This is a genomic window from Streptomyces sp. NPDC005925 (assembly GCF_040638805.1).
Classification (GTDB): domain Bacteria; phylum Actinomycetota; class Actinomycetes; order Streptomycetales; family Streptomycetaceae; genus Streptomyces.
The window spans coordinates 240,714-262,941 of sequence record NZ_JBEXVL010000002.1; the positions used below are offsets into that span (position 1 = coordinate 240,714).

At 71.6% G+C, this 22,228-nt stretch carries 19 protein-coding genes and 1 tRNA gene; 12 read left to right on the forward strand and 8 right to left on the reverse strand.

What is annotated here, in order from left to right:
* Nucleotides 1-19: 19 nt before the first annotated feature.
* Both ABZ354_RS03795 and ABZ354_RS03800 read right to left on the reverse strand, forming a co-directional pair.
* Nucleotides 20-1,237 (reverse strand): alpha/beta hydrolase, encoded by a 1,218-nt coding sequence (locus tag ABZ354_RS03795; RefSeq protein ID WP_358652585.1) that lies wholly within the window; start codon nt 1,235-1,237, stop codon nt 20-22.
* A 54-nt stretch (nt 1,238-1,291) separates the two neighbouring features.
* The gene (locus ABZ354_RS03800; protein WP_358652587.1) at nt 1,292-1,981 is read right to left on the reverse strand and encodes a TetR family transcriptional regulator; all 690 of its coding nucleotides are present in this window, start codon (nt 1,979-1,981) and stop codon (nt 1,292-1,294) included.
* 200 nt (nt 1,982-2,181) lie between these two features.
* Here ABZ354_RS03800 and ABZ354_RS03805 point away from each other — a divergent pair, with 200 nt between their 5' ends.
* Entirely contained in the window at nt 2,182-3,801 is a 1,620-nt protein-coding gene (locus ABZ354_RS03805; RefSeq protein WP_358652589.1) for a DHA2 family efflux MFS transporter permease subunit, read from the forward strand.
* A gap of 542 nt (nt 3,802-4,343) precedes the next feature.
* On the opposite strand, the gene aceE is transcribed toward ABZ354_RS03805, so the two are convergent.
* A complete protein-coding gene (aceE, locus tag ABZ354_RS03810; protein WP_358652591.1) occupies nt 4,344-7,091 on the reverse strand; it encodes a pyruvate dehydrogenase (acetyl-transferring), homodimeric type in 2,748 nt (915 codons plus the stop codon).
* A 418-nt stretch (nt 7,092-7,509) separates the two neighbouring features.
* Here aceE and ABZ354_RS03815 point away from each other — a divergent pair, with 418 nt between their 5' ends.
* From ABZ354_RS03815 to ABZ354_RS03840, 6 genes are all read left to right on the forward strand, one after another.
* Nucleotides 7,510-7,947 (forward strand): DUF3052 domain-containing protein, encoded by a 438-nt coding sequence (locus ABZ354_RS03815; RefSeq protein ID WP_279549089.1) that lies wholly within the window; start codon nt 7,510-7,512, stop codon nt 7,945-7,947.
* Between the two features lie 159 nt (nt 7,948-8,106).
* Nucleotides 8,107-8,565, forward strand: coding sequence for a peroxiredoxin (locus tag ABZ354_RS03820; RefSeq protein ID WP_358652593.1), 459 nt, complete (start codon nt 8,107-8,109; stop codon nt 8,563-8,565).
* Between the two features lie 111 nt (nt 8,566-8,676).
* Nucleotides 8,677-9,252 carry a calcium homeostasis/redox stress adaptation protein gene (locus ABZ354_RS03825; RefSeq protein ID WP_358652595.1) on the forward strand — a complete coding sequence of 192 codons (576 nt, stop codon included), beginning with the start codon at nt 8,677-8,679 and terminating at the stop codon, nt 9,250-9,252.
* Nucleotides 9,253-9,372: 120 nt separating this feature from the next.
* Nucleotides 9,373-9,948 carry a TerD family protein gene (locus ABZ354_RS03830; protein ID WP_358652597.1) on the forward strand — a complete coding sequence of 192 codons (576 nt, stop codon included), beginning with the start codon at nt 9,373-9,375 and terminating at the stop codon, nt 9,946-9,948.
* Between the two features lie 58 nt (nt 9,949-10,006).
* Nucleotides 10,007-11,152, forward strand: coding sequence for a DUF475 domain-containing protein (locus ABZ354_RS03835; protein ID WP_358652599.1), 1,146 nt, complete (start codon nt 10,007-10,009; stop codon nt 11,150-11,152).
* 105 nt (nt 11,153-11,257) lie between these two features.
* On the forward strand, nt 11,258-11,995 hold the full coding sequence (locus ABZ354_RS03840; protein ID WP_358652601.1) for a Tellurium resistance: 738 nt from the start codon (nt 11,258-11,260) through the stop codon (nt 11,993-11,995).
* Between the two features lie 75 nt (nt 11,996-12,070).
* Here the strand turns inward: ABZ354_RS03840 and ABZ354_RS03845 are convergent, their stop codons facing one another.
* Complete coding sequence (locus ABZ354_RS03845) at nt 12,071-12,967, reverse strand: TerD family protein (RefSeq protein ID WP_358652603.1); 897 nt, start codon at nt 12,965-12,967, stop codon at nt 12,071-12,073.
* 220 nt (nt 12,968-13,187) lie between these two features.
* Between ABZ354_RS03845 and ABZ354_RS03850 the strand changes: the two genes are divergently transcribed.
* The 3 genes from ABZ354_RS03850 to ABZ354_RS03860 all read left to right on the forward strand — a co-directional run bounded on the left by ABZ354_RS03850 (nt 13,188) and on the right by ABZ354_RS03860 (nt 17,972).
* A complete protein-coding gene (locus ABZ354_RS03850; protein ID WP_358652605.1) occupies nt 13,188-14,360 on the forward strand; it encodes an HpcH/HpaI aldolase/citrate lyase family protein in 1,173 nt (390 codons plus the stop codon).
* Nucleotides 14,361-14,742: 382 nt separating this feature from the next.
* Entirely contained in the window at nt 14,743-17,160 is a 2,418-nt protein-coding gene (locus tag ABZ354_RS03855; RefSeq protein WP_358653139.1) for a phosphoribosyltransferase, read from the forward strand.
* A complete protein-coding gene (locus ABZ354_RS03860; RefSeq protein ID WP_358652607.1) occupies nt 17,160-17,972 on the forward strand; it encodes an HAD family hydrolase in 813 nt (270 codons plus the stop codon). The genes ABZ354_RS03855 and ABZ354_RS03860 overlap by 1 nt, the downstream gene beginning before the upstream one ends.
* A gap of 62 nt (nt 17,973-18,034) precedes the next feature.
* Here the strand turns inward: ABZ354_RS03860 and ABZ354_RS03865 are convergent, their stop codons facing one another.
* From ABZ354_RS03865 to ABZ354_RS03875, 3 genes are all read right to left on the reverse strand, one after another.
* Nucleotides 18,035-18,253, reverse strand: a complete 219-nt coding sequence (locus ABZ354_RS03865; RefSeq protein WP_358652609.1) for a zinc ribbon domain-containing protein — start codon at nt 18,251-18,253, stop codon at nt 18,035-18,037.
* Nucleotides 18,254-18,311: 58 nt separating this feature from the next.
* The gene (locus ABZ354_RS03870) at nt 18,312-19,769 is read right to left on the reverse strand and encodes a hypothetical protein (protein ID WP_358652611.1); all 1,458 of its coding nucleotides are present in this window, start codon (nt 19,767-19,769) and stop codon (nt 18,312-18,314) included.
* Between the two features lie 79 nt (nt 19,770-19,848).
* A complete protein-coding gene (locus ABZ354_RS03875) occupies nt 19,849-20,694 on the reverse strand; it encodes a DUF4097 family beta strand repeat-containing protein (protein WP_358652613.1) in 846 nt (281 codons plus the stop codon).
* A 249-nt stretch (nt 20,695-20,943) separates the two neighbouring features.
* Here ABZ354_RS03875 and ABZ354_RS03880 point away from each other — a divergent pair.
* Nucleotides 20,944-21,015: transfer RNA gene (locus tag ABZ354_RS03880), tRNA-Val, on the forward strand.
* Nucleotides 21,016-21,148: 133 nt separating this feature from the next.
* Here the strand turns inward: ABZ354_RS03880 and ABZ354_RS03885 are convergent.
* On the reverse strand, nt 21,149-21,502 hold the full coding sequence (locus ABZ354_RS03885) for a hypothetical protein (protein WP_358652614.1): 354 nt from the start codon (nt 21,500-21,502) through the stop codon (nt 21,149-21,151).
* Nucleotides 21,503-21,636: 134 nt separating this feature from the next.
* On the opposite strand from ABZ354_RS03885, the gene ABZ354_RS03890 reads away from it, so the two are divergent.
* Nucleotides 21,637-22,215 carry a GNAT family N-acetyltransferase gene (locus ABZ354_RS03890; RefSeq protein WP_358652616.1) on the forward strand — a complete coding sequence of 193 codons (579 nt, stop codon included), beginning with the start codon at nt 21,637-21,639 and terminating at the stop codon, nt 22,213-22,215.
* Nucleotides 22,216-22,228 lie beyond the last annotated feature (13 nt).

Sequence of the window (22,228 nt, forward strand, 5' to 3'; positions counted from 1 at the left end):
TACCGCAGTTTCTCCACTTCTACGCGCGTCCGGAAGGGCCGGTGCCGGACAAATCCGTACGGCAGTCGCCATCTTCGGTTGCGCACTGGACCGAGTCATATGCGCCAACGCCGACCGCGGCGAAGTTGCGCAGGCTGTCCGTGCCGGGCACGAAGTAGCCGCTGTGTCCCTTCGCCTGCGTCGCCGACAGCAGGCGCGCCCCGAAGCCCGGAGCGACCGGGTCGGCGCCGTGGCCGAGCCCGCCGACCTCCAGGTGCGGCACGTCCCGCACCCAGTCGTCGGCGTTCCGCATCGCCCACACGCGGGCGTCGGTGCGCAGCTGGGCCGCCGTCCCGGCGCGCATGCCGGGGCTGCCCGCCACCGCGATGTCCGCCACCCGGGCCGGCAGCCGGTGGGCGGCGAGCCCGCACAGCACGGAGCCGTAGCTGTGGCAGAACAGCGAGACGGGCGCGCGGCCGGGCAGCGCGCGCAGCAGCGCGTTCAGCCGGACGGCGCCGTCGGCGGCGCGCATCGCGGTGGCCGCGTCCATGCCGATGCCGCTGGGCGCGGTGTAGTCGGCCCAGGCGATCACCGCCGTACGCGTCCCGGGGTCGGCGGCGCGCTCGGCCGCGTACAGGGCCCCGGCCATGCCGGCCGGCGCCGAGTACGTACGGCGGGTGCGCTGGAAGGTGAGCAGGTCGGTGTCGACGCCGGGGACGACGACGGAGACCCGCCGCGCCTTCTTGAGGCTGCCGAACACTTCGGCGACGCGGCCGGAACCCTCCGGGCTGAAGGCCAGGATGTGGCGGCCGGGACTCAGCAGCGTCTCCAGGCGGTGCATGCGACGCCTCGCCGCGTCCTGCCCGTCGGGCGTGAGGCGGGTGTCGTGCAGGCGCTTGCGCTCGACCTGGCGGGCCTGTTCGAGGGCGATGCGGTTGGCGCGGTAGCGCAGCTTCACCGGGGCGCCGTTCATGTTGCCGACCACGAGCGGATGGCGGCGGGCGAGGCCGCTGCGCTCCCGCTCGGTGAGCGAGCCGAAGAAGTGGGCGAGGCGGGCGGGGTCGGCCTGCGCGTCCGGCAGGGGGTGCCCGGCGATCCGTCCCTGCTCCCAGGCGGAGACCGCGGCCTTCAGCGGCGTCGGCGGCTGGTGGGTGCGCAGTGCGGTCCAGCCGGTGGTCGCCAGCATCACGAACACGACGGCCAGCGCGAGCAGCGCACGCCATGCGTTGAGTTGCGGGGAGGTGTCGAAGGAAGTCACTGGGAGGACACACTAGGAGAACGAGACGGTCTCGCGTGAATCATGTGGCCGGGATCACGTTTCCCTCCCCCTCTCGGGGGTTCCGGCGGTGCGCCAGCTGCCGGTGAGGGCCGGGCCCACCTGGTCCAGGTGGGCGGCGGTCAGGTCCCGGATCGCGGCGATGCTGAAGTCCTCACCCACCGACCAGCGCTGTTCGGTGACCCGCAGGACCGCGCCGAACATGGCCACCACGAGCCGCGGCCGGGGATCCGCGTCCACATCCACCCCCTCGCGCGCGGCGATGACGCGGGCGATCTCCTCCTCCACCTCCATCGACCTGCGCAGATGGACCGCGAGCAGCGCGGGCGACGACTCGATCGCCCGGTAGGCGCGCATGTGCAGTTCCAGCGGGACGACCCGCTCGATCGCCTCGCCGATGGTGTCCCAGCTCTCCAGCGCGGCCCGGCGCAGCGCCTCCAGGGGGGCCTCGTGCGCGGGCCGCTCGCGCACGGCCTCGACGTAGTGGGCGTGCAGGAGCCGTGTCACGAAGAGCGCGGCGTCCTCCTTGCCCGCGAAGTAGCGGAAGAAGGTGCGCTGTGAGACGTCGACGGCCTCGGCGATCTCGTCGACGGTGGTCTGTTCGAAGCCGCGGGTGGTGAACAGTTCCAGGGCGGCCCGCAGCAGTGCGTCCCTGGTGCGCTGCTTCTTCAGCTCGCGCAGTCCGGGCCGCGGCGTCGTCGTGCGGGCGGTGTCCGCCGTCTTCAATGTGGCTCACTTCTCTCGGAGGGGAGGCGGGCGGGCGTCCGGTGGTGCTGGTGGGATCCGGGGGCGCTCGCGGGTTCTCCGTACGGCTGACGACCTCGCTGGACGGCTCTCGCCGTTCAGGGGATGCGCGAGGGTCGTGTCAGTTCCCGACATGTGAATCGGTTTGTGAATTGTCAGTGGCTGACTCTAGTGTCGAACACATGACTAGTCAGACCGCCATCGAAGCGACGGGACCGGGGGACAAGGTGCCGGCCGCGCCGTCGGATCCGGCTCCCGCCAAGGGGCTGCGGGGCCACCCCTGGTTCACCCTCATCACCGTCGCGGTCGGGGTCATGATGGTGGCCCTCGACGGCACCATCGTCGCCATCGCCAACCCGGCCATCCAGCGTGACCTCGGCGCCACGTTCGCCGAGGTGCAGTGGATAACCAACGGCTACTTCCTGGCTCTCGCGGTCGCCCTGATCACCGCGGGCAAGCTCGGCGACCGGTTCGGGCACCGGCAGACCTTCCTCGTCGGCGTCATCGGCTTCGCCGCCGCCTCCGGGGCCATCGGCCTGTCCGACAGCATCGCCCTGGTCGTCACCTTCCGCGTCCTGCAGGGCCTCTTCGGCGCGCTGCTGATGCCGGCCGCGCTCGGCCTGCTGCGCGCGACCTTCCCGGCCGAGAAGCTCAACATGGCCATCGGCATCTGGGGCATGGTCATCGGCGCCTCCACGGCCGGCGGCCCGATCCTCGGTGGCGTGCTCGTCGAGCACGTCAGCTGGCAGTCGGTGTTCTTCATCAACGTCCCCGTCGGCGTCCTCGCCGCGGTGCTCGGCGTGATGATCCTGCTCGACCACCGTGCCGAGAACGCGCCGCGCTCCTTCGACCTGCTCGGCATCGCCCTGCTGTCCGGCGCGATGTTCTGCCTGGTGTGGGCCCTGATCAAGGCCCCGGCGTGGGGCTGGGGCGACACCCTGACGTGGACGTTCCTCGCCGTCTCGGTCGTCGGCTTCGCCCTGTTCGCCTTCTGGGAGACCAAGGTCGGGGAACCGCTGATCCCGCTGGGGCTGTTCCGTTCGGTGGCGCTGTCCGCCGGTGTCGTCCTGATGGTCCTGATGGCCATCGCCTTCATGGGCGGCCTGTTCTTCGTGACGTTCTACCTGCAGAACGTGCACGGCATGGGCGCGGTCGACGCCGGTCTGCACCTGCTGCCGCTCACCGGCATGATGATCGTCGGCTCCCCGCTCGCCGGCGTGATGATCACCAAGTTCGGCCCGCGCGTCCCGCTGGCCGGGGGCATGGCGCTCACCGCCATCGCCATGTACGGCATGTCCACGCTGGAGGTGGACACCGGCAGCGCCCTGATGTCGCTCTGGTTCGCGCTGCTCGGCCTCGGTCTCGCGCCGGTCATGGTCGGCGCCACGGAGGTCATCGTCGGCAACGCGCCCATGGAGCTCTCCGGTGTGGCCGGCGGCCTCCAGCAGGCCGGCATGCAGATCGGCGGCAGCCTCGGTACGGCCGTGCTGGGCGCCGTGATGGCCTCCAAGGTCGACAACGACCTGCCCGCCAACTGGGCGGACGCGGGCCTGCCGCCGCTCACCCCGGAGCAGCTGGGCCAGGCCTCCGAGGCCGTCCAGGTCGGCGTGCCGCCGGTCGCCGAGGGCACCCCGGCCCCGATGGTCGCGAAGATCACCGAGGTCGCGCACGACACGTTCATCTCGGGCATGAGCCTTGCGTCCCTGACGGCCGCCGGCGTCGCCGCCTTCGCGGTGCTGGTGGCGTTCCTCACCAAGAGCGGTGAGAACGCCGAGGCGGGCGCGGGCGTCGGTCACATCTGACGGTCCGGGGAAAAGGAGGGGCGCCGCACGAGCGGCGCCCCTCTCCCGTTCCCGGACCGCCGCGCCGCCGCGCGCATCCCGTCCTTGAGGATTGAACGGCCGTACGGGGGTACTCGCCACCCGACCCGGAAGGGACCCACCGGCCGACGGGCGCACGGAAGTTGACGACGGCGAACCCCCCGGCCGTGGGCGGCCGCACATGGCCGCCCGGGAGGACGGGAACGCGCGAGGCCCCCGGTCAGTGGCCGACCAAGGTCACCGGCCGGGCCGGATCACGCACCGCCGTTCGCCCCCTGCCCCCGCGCCCACCGTGCCGCCCCTGCGGTACGACTGCCCGCGGCGGCCGGCCCCGGCAGGGTCAGCGAGGCAAGCGCCCCCGGCCGGAACCGGGGGCCACCTCCATGTCCGGGCGGCCCGACGAGCGGACCGGTCACGTACGTCGTCAGCCGGAACTGCGAGGCCGTCCGGGCCGCCGGCACCGTGCGGAAACGCCGGAGGGCGGCGGAGCACTCGGCCCGCCGCTCCCGCCCGCGGCGCCGGGGCTAGGCATCGCCGCCCGCCACGCCCGGGTCCGCGGCCGTCACGTCGAGCAGCCGGTAGCGGTCGACGGCCTGCTTCAGCGCCTGCCGGTCGACCTTGCCCTCCCGGGCCAGCTCGGACAGCACCGCCACCACGATCGACTGCGCGTCGATGTGGAAGAAGCGCCGGGCCGCACCCCGCGTGTCGGCGAAGCCGAAGCCGTCGGCGCCCAGCGACTGGTACGTGCCCGGCACCCACCGCGCGATCTGGTCCGGCACCGCCCGCATCCAGTCGGACACCGCCACGAACGGGCCCTCGGCCCCGGACAGCTTCCGTGTCACGTACGGCACCCGCTGCTCCTCCTCCGGGTGCAGCAGGTTGTGCTCCTCGCAGGCCACGGCGTCGCGCCGCAGCTCGTTCCAGGAGGTCGCCGACCAGACGTCCGCGTTGACGTTCCACTCCTCGGCGAGGATCTTCTGCGCCTCGAGCGCCCAGGGGAGCGCGACGCCGGACGCCAGGATCTGCGCGGGGATCGCGCCCGCCGTGCCCTCGCTGAACCGGTGGACGCCCTTCAGGATGCCCTCGACGTCGACGTTCTCCGGTTCGGCGGGGTGCTGGATCGGCTCGTTGTAGACGGTCAGGTAGTAGAAGACGTCCTCGCCGTGCGGATGCTCCTCGGAGCCGCCGTACATGCGGCGCAGGCCGTCCCTGACGATGTGCGCGATCTCGAAGCCGAACGCCGGGTCGTACGCCACACAGGCCGGGTTGGTCGAGGCGAGCAGCTGCGAGTGTCCGTCCGCGTGCTGCAGACCCTCACCGGTCAGGGTGGTACGTCCCGCGGTCGCGCCCAGCACGAAACCGCGCGCGAGCTGGTCGGCCATCTGCCAGAACTGGTCACCGGTGCGCTGGAAACCGAACATCGAATAGAAGACGTACACCGGGATCAGCGGCTCGCCGTGCGTGGCGTACGCCGAGCCCGCCGCGATCAGCGACGCCGTGCAGCCCGCCTCCGAGATGCCGTCGTGCAGCATCTGCCCGTTCGGCGCCTCCTTGTAGGCGAGCAGCAGCTCACGGTCGACCGACTCGTACTGCTGGCCCAGCGGGTTGTAGATCTTCGCGCTCGGGAAGAACGAGTCCATGCCGAACGTGCGGTACTCGTCCGGCGCGATCAGCACGAACCGCCTGCCGATCTCCTTGTCCCGCATGAGGTCCTTCAGCAACCGCACGAACGCCATGGTCGTCGCGATGGACTGCTGACCGGAACCCTTCTTCACGGTCGCGTACGTCTGGTCCCCGGGCAGCACCAGAGGCTTCGACCGCACGACGCGCGTCGGCACGTACCCGCCGCAGCTCTTGCGGCGGTCGTGCATGTACTGGATCTCCTCGGAGTCCCGGCCCGGGTGGTAGTACGGCGGCACGCCCGACTCCAGCTCCCGGTCGGGGATCGGCAGGTGCACCCGGTCCCGGAAGCGCTTGAGGTCGTCGACCGTCAGCTTCTTCATCTGGTGCGTGGCGTTGCGCCCCTCGAAGTTCGGGCCCAGCGTCCAGCCCTTGACGGTCTTCGCGAGGATGACCGTCGGCTGCCCCTTGTGCTCCACGGCCGCCTTGTACGCCGCGTAGATCTTCTGGTGGTCGTGGCCGCCGCGCCCCAGGTGCAGGATCTGGTCGTCGGTCATGCCCTCGACCATGGCCCGCAGCCGGTGGTCGTCCCCGAAGAAGTGATCGCGGATGTACGCCCCGGACTCGGTGGCGTACGTCTGGAACTGACCGTCCGGGGTGGTGTTCATGCGGTTGACCAGCACACCGTCGCGGTCCTGCGCGAGCAGCGGGTCCCAGGTGCGGTCCCACACCAGCTTGATGACGTTCCAGCCGGCGCCCCGGAAGACCGACTCCAGCTCCTGGATGATCTTGCCGTTGCCGCGCACCGGCCCGTCGAGCCGCTGGAGGTTGCAGTTGACGACGAAGGTCAGGTTGTCCAGGCCCTCCCGGGCCGCGATCGACAACTGGCCCAGCGACTCCGGCTCGTCCATCTCGCCGTCGCCGAGGAACGCCCACACGTGCGACTTCGAGGTGTCGGCGATACCGCGCGCGTGCATGTAGCGGTTCATCCGCGCCTGGTAGATGGCGCCGATCGGCCCGAGGCCCATCGACACCGTGGGGAACTCCCAGAAGTCCGGCATCGACCGCGGGTGCGGGTACGACGACAGCATGCGGGGCGCCTTCGACTTCTCCTGCCGGAACCCGTCGAGGTGCTGCTCACTGAGCCGGTCCAGCAGGAACGCGCGGGCGTAGATGCCCGGCGAGGCGTGCCCCTGGAAGAAGACCTGGTCGCCGCCGTCGCCCTCGTCCTTGCCGCGGAAGAAGTGGTTGAAGCCCACGTCGTACAGCGACGCGGAGGACGCGAACGTGGCGATGTGCCCGCCGACGCCGATGCCCGGGCGCTGCGCCCTGGACACCATCACGGCCGCGTTCCAGCGGGTGGCGTTCAGGATCTTGCGCTCGATCTCCTCGTTGCCCGGGAAGAACGGCTCGTCCTTGGTGGCGATCGTGTTGACGTAGTCCGTGCTGCGCATCTCGGGCACGGCCACGCGCTTCTCGCGGGCCCGCTCGATGAGCCGCAGCATCAGGTAGCGGGCCCGCTCACGGCCGCGCTCGTCGACGGCGGCGTCGAGGGAGTCGAGCCACTCCTGGGTCTCCTCGGGATCGAAGTCAGGAACCTGACTCGGGAGGCCGCCAATGATGATCGGGGTGCGATCGGATCCGGAAGCCACGCTGTTCCTTACCTGTCGAGGGCTGCTGGGGAAGGATGCCGGTGTGCCTGCGCCGTCCCCATCGTGTACCTCTTGAGGGGCGGACGTCATCTTTACTGCGAGGTAGTCAAGGGGACGCCCGGCCCGTTCGGGCTGGTGAACTCGTGCGAGTCTCGTACCCATGGACGGTTCCCAAATGCACAAACGGGGCAGAAAGGTGTGGTGTGCGTCACCAAGACCCGGGATGATGGGCAGGCGGTTGCGGTGACACGGGCAGGATCGTCACCGTTTCGGCGGTCCCGCAGGCCGGGTACTTGCGCGATCCGTCCCGCCCGTGTGGACTACGGCCAATGCTTCGCGCACGCGCGTGGCTGACATTCCCCCAGGCTCAGTGGAGCAGGGGGGACACTCAATCCAAGACATGATCAGGAGGCAACCCGTGAGCGCGACCGCGGACCACGCGGAGGAGCGGACGAACCCTGCCGCCAGGCTGGGGTTCCAGCCCGGGCAGGTGGTCCAGGAGATCGGCTACGACGACGACGTGGACCAGGAACTCCGCGAGGCCATCGAGGAAGTCGTCGAGGGCGACCTGGTCGACGAGGACTACGACGACGTGGCCGACGCCGTTGTGCTGTGGTTCCGTGACGACGACGGCGACCTGACGGATGCGCTGGTGGATGCCACCACGTACATCGAAGAAGGCGGCGCGATCCTGCTCCTCACGCCCAAGACGGGCCGTGCGGGGTATGTGGAACCGAGCGACATCTCGGAAGCCGCGACGACGGCAGGGCTGACGGCGTCCAAGAGCGTCAGCGTGGGAAAGGACTGGAGCGGCAGCCGCCTGGCCACGCCCAAGGCGGCCAAGTCCAAGAAGTGACCCCCGCCGGCACATGACACACCGGACGGGCCGGGCACGCGTGCCCGGCCCGTCCGAGGTCCCCCGGCAGGGATGCCCGGGCCGTCCGCGGCCCCGCCGGCCGCTGCGTAGGGTGGTGCCGACCACTCGAACAGCCCCACCGAAGGGACATCCCGCGCGATGGCGATCCAGGTCGGCGACAAGGCCCCCGACTTCGAGCTCAGGGACAACCACGGCGCGACCGTGAAGCTCTCGGACTTCCGCGGTCACAAGAACGTCGTACTGCTCTTCTACCCGTTCGCCTTCACCGGCGTGTGCACCGGCGAGCTGTGCGAGCTGCGGGACAACCTCCCGCACTTCGCCGACCGCGACACCCAGGTGCTCGCCGTCTCCAACGACTCCATCCACACCCTGCGCGTCTTCGCCGAGCAGGAGGGCCTGGAGTACCCGCTGCTGTCCGACTTCTGGCCGCACGGCAACGTCTCGCGCGCCTACGGCGTCTTCGACGAGGACAAGGGTTGCGCCGTGCGCGGAACCTTCATCCTCGACAAGGAGGGCGTGGTGCGCTGGACCGTCGTCAACGGCCTGCCGGACGCCCGGGACCTGAACGACTACGTGAAGGCGCTCGACACCCTGTGATTCCGGCCCGTGAGGGTCTGCGAGGCACGGGAACCCGTCACTAGGATCAACTCGTTGATCCGACATCCAGCACCACGGGGCTCCCCGCCCCAGGACACCAATGGAGGACTCGTGGGAGTCAGCCTCAGCAAGGGCGGCAACGTTTCGCTGACCAAGGAGGCTCCGGGCCTGACCGCGGTCATCGTCGGTCTGGGGTGGGACGTGCGCACCACGACCGGCACGGACTTCGACCTCGACGCCAGCGCCCTGCTGCTGAACAACACCGGCAAGGTCGCCAACGACCAGCACTTCGTCTTCTTCAACAACCTCAAGAGCCCCGACGGGTCCGTCGAGCACACCGGTGACAACATCACCGGCGAGGGCGAGGGCGACGACGAGCAGATCAAGGTCAACCTCGCCGCCGTACCGGCCGAGATCGAGAAGATCGTCTTCCCGGTCTCGATCTACGACGCCGAGAACCGCCAGCAGTCCTTCGGCCAGGTCCGCAACGCCTTCATCCGCGTCGTGAACCAGGCCGGCGAAGCGGAGATCGCCCGCTACGACCTGTCCGAGGACGCCTCCACGGAGACCGCGATGGTCTTCGGCGAGCTGTACCGGCACGGCGCGGAGTGGAAGTTCCGCGCCATCGGCCAGGGCTACGCCTCGGGCCTGCGCGGCATCGCGCAGGACTTCGGCGTGAACGTCTGAGCGGGCCACCCGCCCGCATCGTCCGGCGCCGCACGGTGTGCGTGCGGCGCCGGACGCGCAGGACATCCGGGAACACCGGAACGGCAGCATCAGCAGGATCACACGGGGAGGGACCACAACATGGGCGTCACGCTCGCCAAGGGAGGCAACGTCTCCCTGTCCAAGGCCGCACCGAACCTCACCCAGGTGATGATCGGACTCGGCTGGGACGCGCGCTCCACCACCGGAGCCCCCTTCGACCTCGACGCCAGCGCGCTGGTGTGCGGCGGCGGCCGGGTGCTCGGGGACGACTGGTTCGTCTTCTACAACCAGCTCACGAGCCCGGACGGCTCGGTGGAGCACACCGGTGACAACCTCACCGGCGAGGGCGACGGTGACGACGAGTCCATCCTGATCGACCTCTCCAAGGTACCGGCGCAGTGCGACAAGATCGTCTTCCCGGTCTCCATCCACCTGGCAGACGAGCGCGGCCAGACCTTCGGCCAGGTCAGCAACGCGTTCATCCGCGTGGTGAACCAGGCCGACGGCCAGGAACTCGCCCGCTACGACCTGAGCGAGGACGCCTCCACGGAGACCGCGATGATCTTCGGCGAGGTCTATCGCTACCAGAGCGAGTGGAAGTTCCGGGCCGTGGGACAGGGGTACGCGTCAGGGCTGCGAGGCATCGCTCTAGACTTCGGAGTCAACGTTTCGTAAAGCCGGGTGCGGCGCGGGGGAGACCCGTACACCCCGTACACAAGGGATTGGGTAGCCAGTGGTTCTGAAAACCTTCGGCTGGTCGTTCGCGGTCACCGCGCTCGGACTGGTCGCAGCGGTCTTCTACGGGGGGTGGACCGCGTTCGGCATCGTGGCGATCCTCTCCGTGCTAGAGATCTCGCTGTCGTTCGACAACGCCGTGGTCAACGCCGGCATCCTGAAGAAGATGAACGCCTTCTGGCAGAAGATCTTCCTCACCGTCGGCGTTCTGATCGCCGTCTTCGGCATGCGACTGGTTTTCCCCGTCGTCATCGTCGCCATCAGCGCCCAGCTGGGGCCCATCGAGGCCGTCGACCTCGCCCTCACCGACAAGAACCGCTACCAGGAACTCGTCACCGACGCGCACCCGGCGATCGCCGCGTTCGGTGGCATGTTCCTGCTGATGATCTTCCTCGACTTCATCTTCGAGGACCGCGACATCAAGTGGCTGAACTGGCTGGAGCGCCCGCTCGCCAAGCTCGGCAAGGTCGACATGCTGTCGGTCTGCATCGCCCTGATCGTGCTGATCGTCTCGGCGCTGACCTTCGCGGCCAACGCCCACCAGCACGGCGGCGCGCACGCCGACAAGGCCGAGACGGTCCTGTTGTCCGGCATCGCCGGCCTCATCACGTACATGATCGTCGGTGGTCTCTCCGGCTACTTCGAGGACAAGCTCGAAGAAGAGGAGGAGCGCGAGCACGAGGAGGAGGAAGAGGCCGCCAAGCGGGGCAAGCAGCGCTCCGCGGTCACCCTCGCCGGCAAGGCCGCGTTCTTCATGTTCCTCTACCTCGAGGTCCTGGACGCGTCGTTCTCCTTCGACGGCGTCATCGGCGCCTTCGCCATCACCAACGACATCGTCCTGATGGCCCTCGGCCTGGGCATCGGCGCCATGTACGTCCGGTCGCTCACCGTGTACCTGGTCCGCCAGGGCACCCTGGACGACTACGTCTACCTGGAGCACGGCGCGCACTACGCCATCGGCGCGCTCGCCATGATCCTGCTGGTCACCATCCAGTACCAGATCAATGAGATCATCACCGGTCTGGTCGGTGTGATTCTGATCGGCTGGTCCTTCTGGTCCTCGGTGCGCCGCAACAAGGCGCTCGAGGAGGCCGGGGGAGAAGCGGGCTCGGGCGACAGGACTGAGGTGTCGTCCGGGGTGTGACACCCACCCGGGTGAGGAACGCTCTCAGCGGGGCGGTCGTCGAGGAGAAGTCCTGGACGGCCGCCCCGCTGTCACGGTCGGTCCACCAATACGTGGGGGCGGGAATTGGGCATCTTCGACGGACTCCGGCGCGGGCGCCAGTTCGACTTCGACGCGGGCAGCGCGTCCAGCAACGCGATAGAGCTGACCAAACGGACCAGCCAGGTGTCCCTGACGAAGCAGGACGCGGCCACGGGCCATCTGCGCGTCAACCTCAGCTGGCGCATGCGGACGTCCGACTTCGGCGGCCCGCAGCGCGAGAGCCTGCTGCGCCACCCCCTCAAGGCGCTGAGGCCGCCGGAGGTGATGGGGCACGGCGCGAGCATGGTCAACGTCGACCTCGACCTGGGCTGCCTGTACGAACTGCAGGACGGCACCAAGGGGGTCGTCCAGCCCCTCGGCGGCTACCTCGGTGACGTGAACGCGGCGCCGTACGTCCAGCTCAGCGGCGACGACCGGTTCGGTTCGGGGTCCGGCGAGACGATGTACGTCAACCTCGACCACCGCGAGGAGATCAAGCGGCTGCTGGTGTTCGTGTACATCTACGACCAGACGCCGGCGTTCGACCGGACGCACGCCGTCGTGACGCTGTACCCGAGCAACGGACCGCGCATCGAGATCGGTCTCGACGAGCGGCACCCCCAGGCGCGGTCCTGCGCCGTGGTGCAGATCGAGAACGTCAAGGGCGAGATCATCGTGCGCCGCGAGGTCAAGTTCGTCTACGGCTTCCAGGGCGAGCTGGACCGGCTGTACGGGTGGGGGCTGCAGTGGGGCCGGGGCTACAAGTCCAAGGCGGACCGCTGACGTCCCCCACGGAGGCCGGCGGTGGCCCGCCCGGGCCGCCGGACCGGCAGCTCCGTAGCTGCCGCGGGGTCCTGCTCAGCGGCCGATGAACTGCGGGCCCTGCGGGGGCAGCCGGAAGTCGGGATCCGGGCTCGCCGGGTTCGGATAGCCGTACCCCTGGGCCGTCGGGGCCTGCTGCGGGTATCCGTAGGACGGGGCCGCGCTCGACGGCTGCGGGTAGCCGTACGCCGGCTGGTGCTGCGGCCGGGGCCCCGGCTGGGGGTAGCCGTAGGCGGGCTGGGCCGGGACGGCCGCGGTCGGCTGCTCCGGCGGGAGCGGCTGGGAGACCTCCGGCCGCGGAGCGGGCGTCGTGGGGACCTCGGGGCGGGGAACCGTGGTCGTCGGCGCCTCCGGCTGATCGGTGACCGGCGTGGCGTCCTCCGCCTGCTCCGACTCGTCCACCGAGATGCCGTAGTCCGTGGCGAGGCCCTTCAGGCCGTTGCTGTAACCCTCGCCGAGCGCGCGGAACTTCCAGCTCTCCCCGCGCCGGTACAGCTCGCCGCAGATCAGCGCCGTCTCCTCGCCGGTCTCCGGCTTGACGTCGAAGGTCGCGAGGGGCTCCGCGTCGGCGGCAGCGGCATCGTACAGCGCGATGCCGAGCGCCTGGACGCGGTCGAAGGTGACGCCGTCCGCGGAGGCGACCAGCAGGATCCGGCCGACGGCCTGTTCGACGCCGGAGAGGTCCGTCTGGATCGTGTCGGTGAGGGTCTCGCCGACGCGCTTCTTGCCGAGCCGCCACACCTGACCGGACGGGTGCCGGGGCTGGTTGTAGAAGACGAAGTCCTCGTCGGAGCGCACGCGGTCGTCGGGGCCGAGGAGCAGCGCGGAGGCGTCGACGTCGGGGACCCCCTGCCCGGGTGTCCAGCGCAGCACGGCACGTACCGTGGTGGCTTCCAGCGGGACGTTCGACCCCTTCAGCATCGCGTGCGTCATACGGTCATCCTGCCCTGTCGGTCCTGGGCACGACAACGCGGGGGAGGGGGTTCCGGTGCCTGCGCCGGGGAACCCGCGGTGCGCGCCACCGGCCGGATCGATGTGTTCGCTTTACCCGGAATTCATGTCGGTCGGGAACCGTCGACAGGGACTTCTACGTACTATTACCGGCCACCTGCGGACAGATCAGGTCGCCGAAACACCAAAACGGGGGAGCTTTATGCGGCATTTTGGGCACATTGCCCCTGAGGTGCGGGAACGTATCTTCCACCGGGAGCCCTGCGAGTTCACCGCCGACTCACCGGCCCGGCTGCTGTCCGTGGCCCTCGGCGCCACGCTGTACAGCCCGGCCACCCGGCCGAGACTCGCGGACGACGTCCTCAAGCAGGCCGCTCGCGGTGTCGTGTCGATGGTGCTGTGCCTGGAGGACTCGATCGACGACGCCGACGTGCCGGCGGCCGAGGAGAACCTCGTACGGCAGTTCACCGACCTCGCGGGGCGCGCCGACGCCGATCTGCCGCTGCTGTTCGTCCGGGTCCGCACGCCCGGCCAGATCCCCGACCTGGTGCGCCGGCTCGGCCCCGCCGTCCGGCTGCTGACCGGATTCGTGCTGCCGAAGTTCACCGAGGAACGCGGCATGGCCTTCCTGGAAGCCCTGGCCGCCGCCGAGCCCGCCGCCGGCCGGCGGCTGTACGCCATGCCGGTGCTGGAGTCCCCCGAGCTGCTCTACCGGGAGTCCCGCATGGCGACCCTGGAGGGCATCGGCCGCACCGTGGACAAGCACCGCGACCGGGTCCTCGCGCTGCGCCTCGGCGTCACCGACTTCTGCTCCTCCTACGGCCTGCGCCGCGCCCCCGACATGACGGCCTACGACGTCCAGGTCGTCGCGTCCGTGATCTCCGACGTGGTGAACGTGCTGGGGCGGGCCGACGGCACCGGCTTCACCGTGACCGGGCCCGTGTGGGAGTACTTCCGCGTCCAGGAACGCATGTTCAAGCCGCAGCTGAGACAGAGCCCCTTCCTCCAGGTGCAGGCCGTCGCGCTGCGCGAGAAGCTGATCGAGCACGCCATGGACGGGCTGCTGCGGGAGATCTCCCTGGACCACGCCAACGGCCTGCTCGGCAAGACCTGCATCCACCCGTCCCACGTGCTTCCGGTGCACGCGCTGTCCGTCGTCAGCCACGAGGAGTTCAGCGACGCCCAGGACATCCTGCGGCCCGAACGGGACGGTGGGGGCGTGCTCAAATCGGCGTACACGAACAAGATGAACGAGGTGAAGCCGCACCGCGCCTGGGCCGAGCGGACCCTGCTGCGCGCCGAGGCGTTCGGCGTCGCCAACGCGGACATCGGCTTCGTGGAACTGCTCGCCGCCGGCCTCGCCGACGGCACGTGAGCGGAAACCGGCCCGCCCACGGCGGCCCGCCGTCGACCGGCACGCCCACGGCCGGGCCGCCGCACCGGAACCGGCCCGGGCACAGGACAGTCCTGACCTCCGGGGCGGCGAAACGTCACGAAGGCGGACCTTCATGACGGCGACACCTCATGAGGACGGACCTCGTGGGGCGACCGCCTTTTCCGAGGCGAACAAGGAGGTGCACGAACGCGTGCGACACGGGGAGCAGGACGGGCCACTCGACGGCACCGCCGGTACGGACGGCACCGGCAGCACGGACCGCACCGCCGGTACGGACCGCACCGGCAGCACGCCCGACGACGGCCGCACGGACGGCACCGGGGGCACCTGGTCCGGGCGCTGGGTCGCCGAACGGCTCGGCGTGCGGCTGACCGGCGACGACTCGCTGACCGGCATGCTGGGACTCGCACTGCGCCGCAACCCGAAACGGGCCCACCTGCTCGTGTCGAACGTCCTCGGCAAACACGTACCGCAGTCGCCGTCCGTGGTCTACGGCCACGGCCTCCGGCTCGGCCGCCGGGTGCGCGAGCTGCTGGGCGACGAGGCGGCCCACGCGGTCGTCCTCGGCTACGCGGAGACCGCGACCGGCCTCGGCCACTCGGTCGCCGACGGCGTGGGACTCGCACCCTGCCTGCACTCCACCCGCCGCCCCGTCGACGGCGTCACCCCGGCCGGCGGCTTCGAGGAGTCCCACTCGCACGCCACCTCGCACCTGCTGCTGCCGGAGGACCCCGCGCTGCTCGCCGGGGACGGGCCGCTGATCCTCGTGGACGACGAGTTCTCCACCGGCAACACGGTCCTCAACACCATCCGCGACCTGCACGCCCGCCATCCGCGCCGCCGGTACGTCGTCGTCGCCCTGGTGGACATGCGCTCACCCGCCGACTCCGGCCGGCTCACCGACTTCGCCCGCGAGATCGGCGCCCGCGTCGACCTGGTGGCAGCCGCCTCCGGCACGGTGACCCTGCCGAACGACGTGCTGGACCAGGGCCGCGAGCTCGTCGCACGCCACGAGACCCCGGCCGACGCCCCCACCGCACACCCCGGCGGCCGGATCACCCGCCTCGACCTGCGCTGGCCGCGCGGACTGCCCGACGGCGGCCGGCACGGCTTCACCCCCGCGCACCGCGCCCGCCTGGACGCCGCCCTGCCCGCGATGGCGGGCCGCCTCGCCGAGGCCCTGCCCGCCGACGCCCGCCGCGTCCTCGTCCTCGGCTTCGAGGAGCTGATGTACGCGCCACTGAGGCTGGCCCGCGAGCTGGAGCAGATCGTCGGCGCCGACGTCCGTTACTCCACCACCACCCGCTCGCCCGTCCTCGCCGTGGACGACCCCGGCTACGCCATCCGCACCCGCCTGGTCTTCCCGGCGCACGACGACCCGGCCGACGGCCCCGGCGAGCGCTACGCCTACAACGTCGCGGGCGGCGGCTTCGACGCCGTGGCCGCGGTGGTCGACTCGGTCGCCGACACCCCCGCCCTGCACGCGCCCGACGGGCTGCTCGCCCGGCTCGCCGCGCACACCCCGCGTGTCCTCCTCGCGGTCGTGCCCTCGTACATCCCCACCGCGCGGCCGTACGGGCGGCCGGACGAGAGGCCGCCCGCCCGCACCGAAAGGCCCTCCATGCTGCCCGAGCCCCTGCGCGGCCCCGCCTTCTCCTCGTACGCGCCCGAAGAGGTGGGCTGGCTGCTCCAGGACCTCTCGGGCGTATCGCTGGAGGCGCCGACCGAGGAACGCGAGGAGGCCATTCAGAGCGGCGGCGCGCACTACGCCGAGTCGCTGCCCGTGGAGTACCAGCCCAGCGAGCAGTACCAGGACCTCTTCCACGCCGCGCTGGACAGCTCCGCGGCCCGCATCGCGACCGCCGCGGGAGCCGTCACCGAACTGGTCCTCGCCGAGCGCTCCCCGCGGCCCGTCCTGGTCTCCCTGGCCCGCGCCGGCACCCCCGTCGGCATCCTGATGCGCCGCTGGGCGCAGTACCGGCACGGCCTCGACCTGCCGCACTACGCCGTGTCCATCGTGCGGGGCCGCGGCATCGACGCCAACGCGCTGCGCCGGCTGGCCGCCGACCACGACCCGCGTGACATCGTGTTCGTCGACGGCTGGACCGGCAAGGGCGCCATCACCCGCGAACTCGCCGCCGCCCTGCGGGAGTTCGAGGACAGCGACGGCATCACCGGCTTCGACCCGGAGATCGCCGTGCTCGCCGACCCGGGCTCCTGCGTCCGGACGTACGGCACCCGTGAGGACTTCCTCGTCCCGTCCGCCTGCCTCAACTCCACCGTCTCCGGGCTGATATCCCGTACGGTGCTCCGCCCGGACCTCGTCGGCCCGCTCGACTACCACGGCGCGAAGTTCTACCGCGAACTCGCCGGCTCCGACGTCTCCGTGGCCTTCCTCGACGCCGTCTCCGCCCGCTTCCCCGAGGTCTCCGAAGCCGTCGACGGGCGGGTCAAGGACCTGCTGTCCGCCGACCGCGCCCCCACCTGGGAGGGCTGGGCGGCCGTCGAGCGCATCAGCGAGGAGTACGGCATCCACGACGTGAACCTCGTCAAGCCCGGCGTCGGCGAGACCACCCGGGTGCTGCTGCGCCGCGTGCCGTGGAAGATCCTCGCCCGGCAGGACGCGGGCAGCGACCTCGACCACGTACGACTGCTCGCCGAGCAGCGCGGCGTGCCCGTCGAGGAGGTCGCCGGACTCCCCTACACCTGCGTCGGGCTGATCCACCCCAGATTCACGCGCGGCGCGACCGGCGCCGACGGCAGGGCGGTGACGGTGTGATGCCGGTGCTCGTCGCGAGTGACCTCGACCGCACGCTGATCTACTCGGCGGCGGCCCTGAACCTCACCATGCCCGATGCGCGGGCCCCGCGGCTGCTGTGCGTGGAGGTCCACGAGGCCAAGCCGCTGTCGTACCTGACGGAGACGGCGGCGCGGCTGCTCGCGGACCTCGGAGACGCGGCGGTGTTCGTGCCGACGACGACCCGGACCCGCAAGCAGTACCAGCGGATCAACCTGCCCGGCCCGCCGTCGACGTACGCGATCTGCGCCAACGGCGGGCACCTGCTGGTGGACGGTGTCGCGGACCCGGAGTGGCACGCGCGCGTGACGGCGCGGCTGGCCGAGGAGTGCGCGCCGCTGGCCGAGGTGCGCGAGCACCTGATGAACACGGCCGACCCGCTGTGGGTGCGCAAGCACCGTGTCGCCGAGGACCTGTTCGCCTACCTCGTCGTGGAGCGCGAACTGCTCCCCGAGGAGTGGGTGAAGGAGCTCGCGGTGTGGGCGGAGAACCGCGGCTGGACGGTGTCGCTGCAGGGCCGCAAGGTCTACGCCGTGCCGAAGCCGCTCACCAAGAGTGCCGCGATGCGTGAGGTCGCCCTCCGCACCGGCGCCCGCCTCACCCTCGCCGCGGGTGACTCCCTCCTCGACGCCGACCTGCTGCTGGCCGCCGACCGGGGCTGGCGTCCCGGGCACGGCGAGCTGGCCGAAGCGGACTGGACGGCACCGGCGATCACGGCGCTGCCCGAGCGGGGCGTACTCGCGGGCGAGCGGATCCTGCGGGAGTTCCTGCGGGCGGTACGGGACGGCGCGTAGGTCCTGGCGGGAGGCGGGAGGCGGGAGGCGGGAGGCGGGAGGCGGGAGGCGGGGGGAGGCCGTCAGCCGCAGCAGCCCCCGCCGCAGCAACCGCCGCCGCCCCGGGGTGAGGGGGCCGGGGCGGAGCCCGAGGCCGCGCCGCCGACGGCGACCGTCGACAGCAGCTTGACCGTGTCGTCGTGGCCCGCGGGGCAGTTCGCGGGATCGGCGGACTCGGCCATGGGACGGCTCAGTTCGAAGGTGTCGCCGCAGGTCCGGCAGCTGTACTCGTAGCGAGGCATGCACACAGGTTAACGGGCGACGCACACGGTGTCGCCGGTGCCGTCATGGCCGCCGCCGTCAGTGGCCGGCGGCGCCGCGCTCCTCGCGGATCAGGGACACCACGTGCGCCACGGCCTGCCGCACCGCTTCCGTCTCCGTCAGGAAGTGCCAGTAGTCGGGGTGCCGGCCCTCCAGCGTGCCGATCGCCCGGTCCAGGCGGGCGACCGCCTCGTCCAGCGGGCGGGCGTGGCGCGGGTCGGGGGTGGTGCGCCCGGCCATCGCGAGGCGCTGCGCGTCCCGGACGGCGAACCGGGTCCGCTCGATCTCCTCCTGCGGGTCCTTCTGTACGGCGTTCAGCCGCCGCAGCCGGTCACCGGCCGCCGACACCGCCTCGTCGGTCACGTTGAGCAGGGCCCGTACCGTCGACAGCAGGGCCGTCGCGTCCGGCCAGCGCTGCTCGTCCCGCGCGGCCTGCGCCTCCCGCAGCTTCCCCTCGGCCTGCCGTACGGTCTCCACCGCCTGGTCCGGCACGTGCTGGAGGTCCTGCCAGCAGGGCGCCGTGAACCGTCGCCGCAACTCGCTCAGCACCGGCTCGACCTGGGCGGTGCGGGTGGTCAGGGCCTCGGCGCGGGTGCGCAGCGACACCAGCCGGTGGCCGGTCTCGGCGGCCCGCTCCGGCAGCCGCTCCGCCTCCGCCCGGACCGCCTCGGCCTCACGCGTGACGCGCTCGGCCCGCTCCAGGGTCTGCGGCACGCCGTGCTGCCCGGCGCCCTGGTTCAGCCGGGTCAGCTCCGGTGCGAGCGCGGCGAGCCGGGCGGCGAGATCGTCCGCGCGCAGCCCCGACCCGCGTGCCGCGTCCAGGGCGTTGGAGGCGGCGAGCAGGGACTGCCGGGCCCGCTCGACGGCGGGCGCCAGCCGGGCCAGCTGCGTCTCGGCCTTGCCGAGCAGCGGGCCGAGCCCCTCGGTGAAACGGTCCAGCTCCCGCTTCGCCCGGTCCAGTTCGGCCTTGGCCGCGGTCAGCTCGGTACGGGCCCGGACGGCGGCCGACGCCTCCAGGTCGTCCCGGTCGAGATCGTGCGCGTCGACGGCGTTGATGTACCGGTGGCTGGCCTCGTCGATACGGCGGCCCAGCGCCTCGAAGTCGGCGACGGCGCGGCGGGCCGCCGGGGAGGGGTCCACGGCGGTGATCGTCTCTATCGAGATCCGCAGGTCACGCTGGGCGGTGTCGAGCTCGTAGAACGCCTCGGCCGCCGCGTCCTTCGCGGCCTGCGCCTCCGCACGCTGGCCCTCGGCCCGCCCCCCGAACCAGCGCCGGGTGCCGCCGCCGGCGAACGCGGCGGGCAGCACGAGTACGGCGGCGGCCAGCGGCAGCACGATCAGGGACAGCGCGTCACGCAGAGGCCCGGGGGCGGGGGCCGCCCGCGCCGTGCGTGCGGGCGGAGTGCGGCGGGGTACGAGCGGGTCCGGTGCCCTCGGGGCGCGGCGGCGTGCGCGTGGCGCGAACGGCGAGTACGGCCGCGATGGTGTCGCCGTCACATCCCTCTCCCGTGCTGTGGTCCGCCCTGCCCGGTGTCATGCCATTCTCCCACCGGTGAAGGACGAACACACGGGCCGATCAGTTCGCCGTGCGGACCGTGACTTTCCCGTCGCCGGTGTGCGCGGTCACCACATGCCTGCTCGTGTCGTCGCGCGGCACGGACACGTCCACCGAGCCGTCCCCGGTCCCGGTCGTCACCCGGTACGTCTCGCGGGGCACCGCGATCGTCACCGAGCCGTCCCCGGTGTGGGCCTCCACCAGGTCGGGTACGGCGTCGAGTTCGAGGCTGACCGAGCCGTCCGTCGTACGGGCGGACACCGTGCGGGAGGACACCTCGGCGCGGACGGAGCCGTCGCCGGTGTGCAGCCGCACCGGTCCCGAGGTGTCGGTGATCCGCACGGATCCGTCCCCCGTACGCACCCGCACGGCCCCGCTGGAGCCGCTGACCCGCACCGAGCCGTCGCCGGTGCGGATGTCGAGGGCCTCCCGGAAGCCGCTCGCCCGCACACTGCCGTCGCCGTCCTCGACCTTGACGGCGACACCGCGCGGCACCTCGATGCGATGCTTGGCCGCGCAGTCGGCCACCATCCCCGAGCAGTGCAGCCGCAGTACCAGCCGGTCGCCCTTCATCGTCCAGGTCACCTTCGGATCGCCGCCGAGCATCACCGACCCGTCGAACCAGCGGGTGACGCCCACCGTGCCCGCTTCGCGCCCCTCCACCGGAACGATCTCCAGCGCCGAGTCGTCGGAGTCGACGGTGAGGGTGCGGCCGGACAGCGCGAAGGACCGGTGCTCCGGGTCCTTGTCGTCCCCGGGGGAGGCACAGGCGCTCGCACCCGCCACGAGGACCACGACGGCACCGGCGACCGCGGCGGCCCGAGCGGCGGTGCTCCGGTGGTGGGCAGGGCGGGCGGTACGGAACATGACGGTCTCCCCCTGGGACGTCCGGTGCGGCGACTCCGCGCCCGGTGCCCGCTCCTGGCGGGCTCTTCGACCGTACGGACCTGGCGGGCCCGGGGGGATCCGGGCCGCTCCCGGATCGAGGGTGGGGTTAACCCCCGCCGCCCCCGGGGGGAGCGGAAGCGCGGCCCGCGCAGGTGCGCGACAGGGGTGCGGCGCAGCGCCCGCGGCAAGGTAGGCTGTCGACTCGTTCTGGGCTTCGGCTCGGATTCCGGGTGCGTAGCTCAGGGGTAGAGCGCCTGCCTTACAAGCAGGATGTCGGCGGTTCGAAACCGTCCGCGCCCACCGGGATTACGTAGTGAGCAGGGCAGAAGCCCCGGACCGTCTGATCGGTCCGGGGCGTTTTCATGCCGCGGGCCCCGCGTCGGGCGGCGCTCGTGCCGCCGTCCGGCTGTGGCGGCGCCGGCGGCCGGTGGCGTCACGACGGGTCGGCGGGGTTCTCCGGCGGGGCCTCGTGCGTGTGCTTCAGTTCGGAGCGGGCGCGCATCCGGTCGGGGCCGGTCAGTTCCGTCCAGTAGCGGTGGGTGCTCACGAACACCGCGAGTTCCCGCTCGCGCCTGCGGAGCTTCTCCACCTCGGCCTGTTCGTCGGCGGTCCAGCCGGGTGAGGCGGGGCGCTCCACCTTGCGCCAGCCGTTGTCGTCACTGAAGCCGTTCACGGGCTCGACCGACCAGGGGAGTCGCTTCAGCAGGGCCGACAGCTCGGCCCGGACCTGGTGCAGTTCCTCCTGACCGGCGAGGAGGTCGCTCGGAAAGTCATAGGTCGTTGCCACGACTCAATGATACGCCTGTTCGATTTTGCGATGCGAGCTCCGGGCGGGCCCCGGGCCGGCTCCGGGCCACTTCACTCGAACCGACGTTCCCCCTGGAGGGGTCCGTTGTCAGACCCCTGTCCTACCGTGGGGGCATGGATGGCCACAGGGAGAACACGGTCCGGGGCGCGGGTGGCGGGCCGGTGCGGCTCGTGCCGTACGCGGAGGGGGACCTGTGGCTGCTGCGCCGCCACAACAGCCCGGAGATGACCGAGTACTTGGGCGGTCCGGAGACCGAGGAGCAGCTCCTCGCCCGGCACCGCCGGTATCTCGGCCTGGCGGCGGGCGGGATGTTCCGGGTCGTGTCGGTGGACGGCGACGAGACGGCCGGGATGATCGGGTTCTGGGAGCACGCGTGGCGGGGCGGCACGGTGTGGGAGACGGGGTGGGGCATCCGGCCCGGATTCCAGGGCAGAGGGCTGGCCGCACGGGCGGCGCTGGCGCTCGCCGACGCCGCCCGCGCCACCGGGAGACACCGGTACCTGCACGCCTTCCCGAAGGTGGAGCACGTCGCGTCCAACGGCGTGTGCCGCCGGGCCGGGTTCACCCTGCTCGGACAGGTCATGTTCGAGTACCCCAAGGGCAACCCGATCACGTCGAACGACTGGCGGATGGACCTGGCCACCGGCCCGGCGGACGATCTCGCGGCCGGCCGGCCGCGACGGGGTGGCTGACGCCGGGGCGGTG

Coding starts and splice junctions, on each gene's coding strand:
- ABZ354_RS03820 (WP_358652593.1), top strand. CDS start 8,107: ATGGCGATCCAGGTCGGCGACAAGGCCCCCGACTTCGAGCTCAGGGAC.
- ABZ354_RS03845 (WP_358652603.1), bottom strand. CDS start 12,967: ATGACGCACGCGATGCTGAAGGGGTCGAACGTCCCGCTGGAAGCCACC.
- ABZ354_RS03830 (WP_358652597.1), top strand. CDS start 9,373: ATGGGCGTCACGCTCGCCAAGGGAGGCAACGTCTCCCTGTCCAAGGCC.
- ABZ354_RS03865 (WP_358652609.1), bottom strand. CDS start 18,253: ATGCCTCGCTACGAGTACAGCTGCCGGACCTGCGGCGACACCTTCGAA.
- ABZ354_RS03805 (WP_358652589.1), top strand. CDS start 2,182: ATGACTAGTCAGACCGCCATCGAAGCGACGGGACCGGGGGACAAGGTG.
- ABZ354_RS03875 (WP_358652613.1), bottom strand. CDS start 20,694: ATGTTCCGTACCGCCCGCCCTGCCCACCACCGGAGCACCGCCGCTCGG.
- ABZ354_RS03860 (WP_358652607.1), top strand. CDS start 17,160: ATGCCGGTGCTCGTCGCGAGTGACCTCGACCGCACGCTGATCTACTCG.
- ABZ354_RS03890 (WP_358652616.1), top strand. CDS start 21,637: ATGGATGGCCACAGGGAGAACACGGTCCGGGGCGCGGGTGGCGGGCCG.
- ABZ354_RS03850 (WP_358652605.1), top strand. CDS start 13,188: ATGCGGCATTTTGGGCACATTGCCCCTGAGGTGCGGGAACGTATCTTC.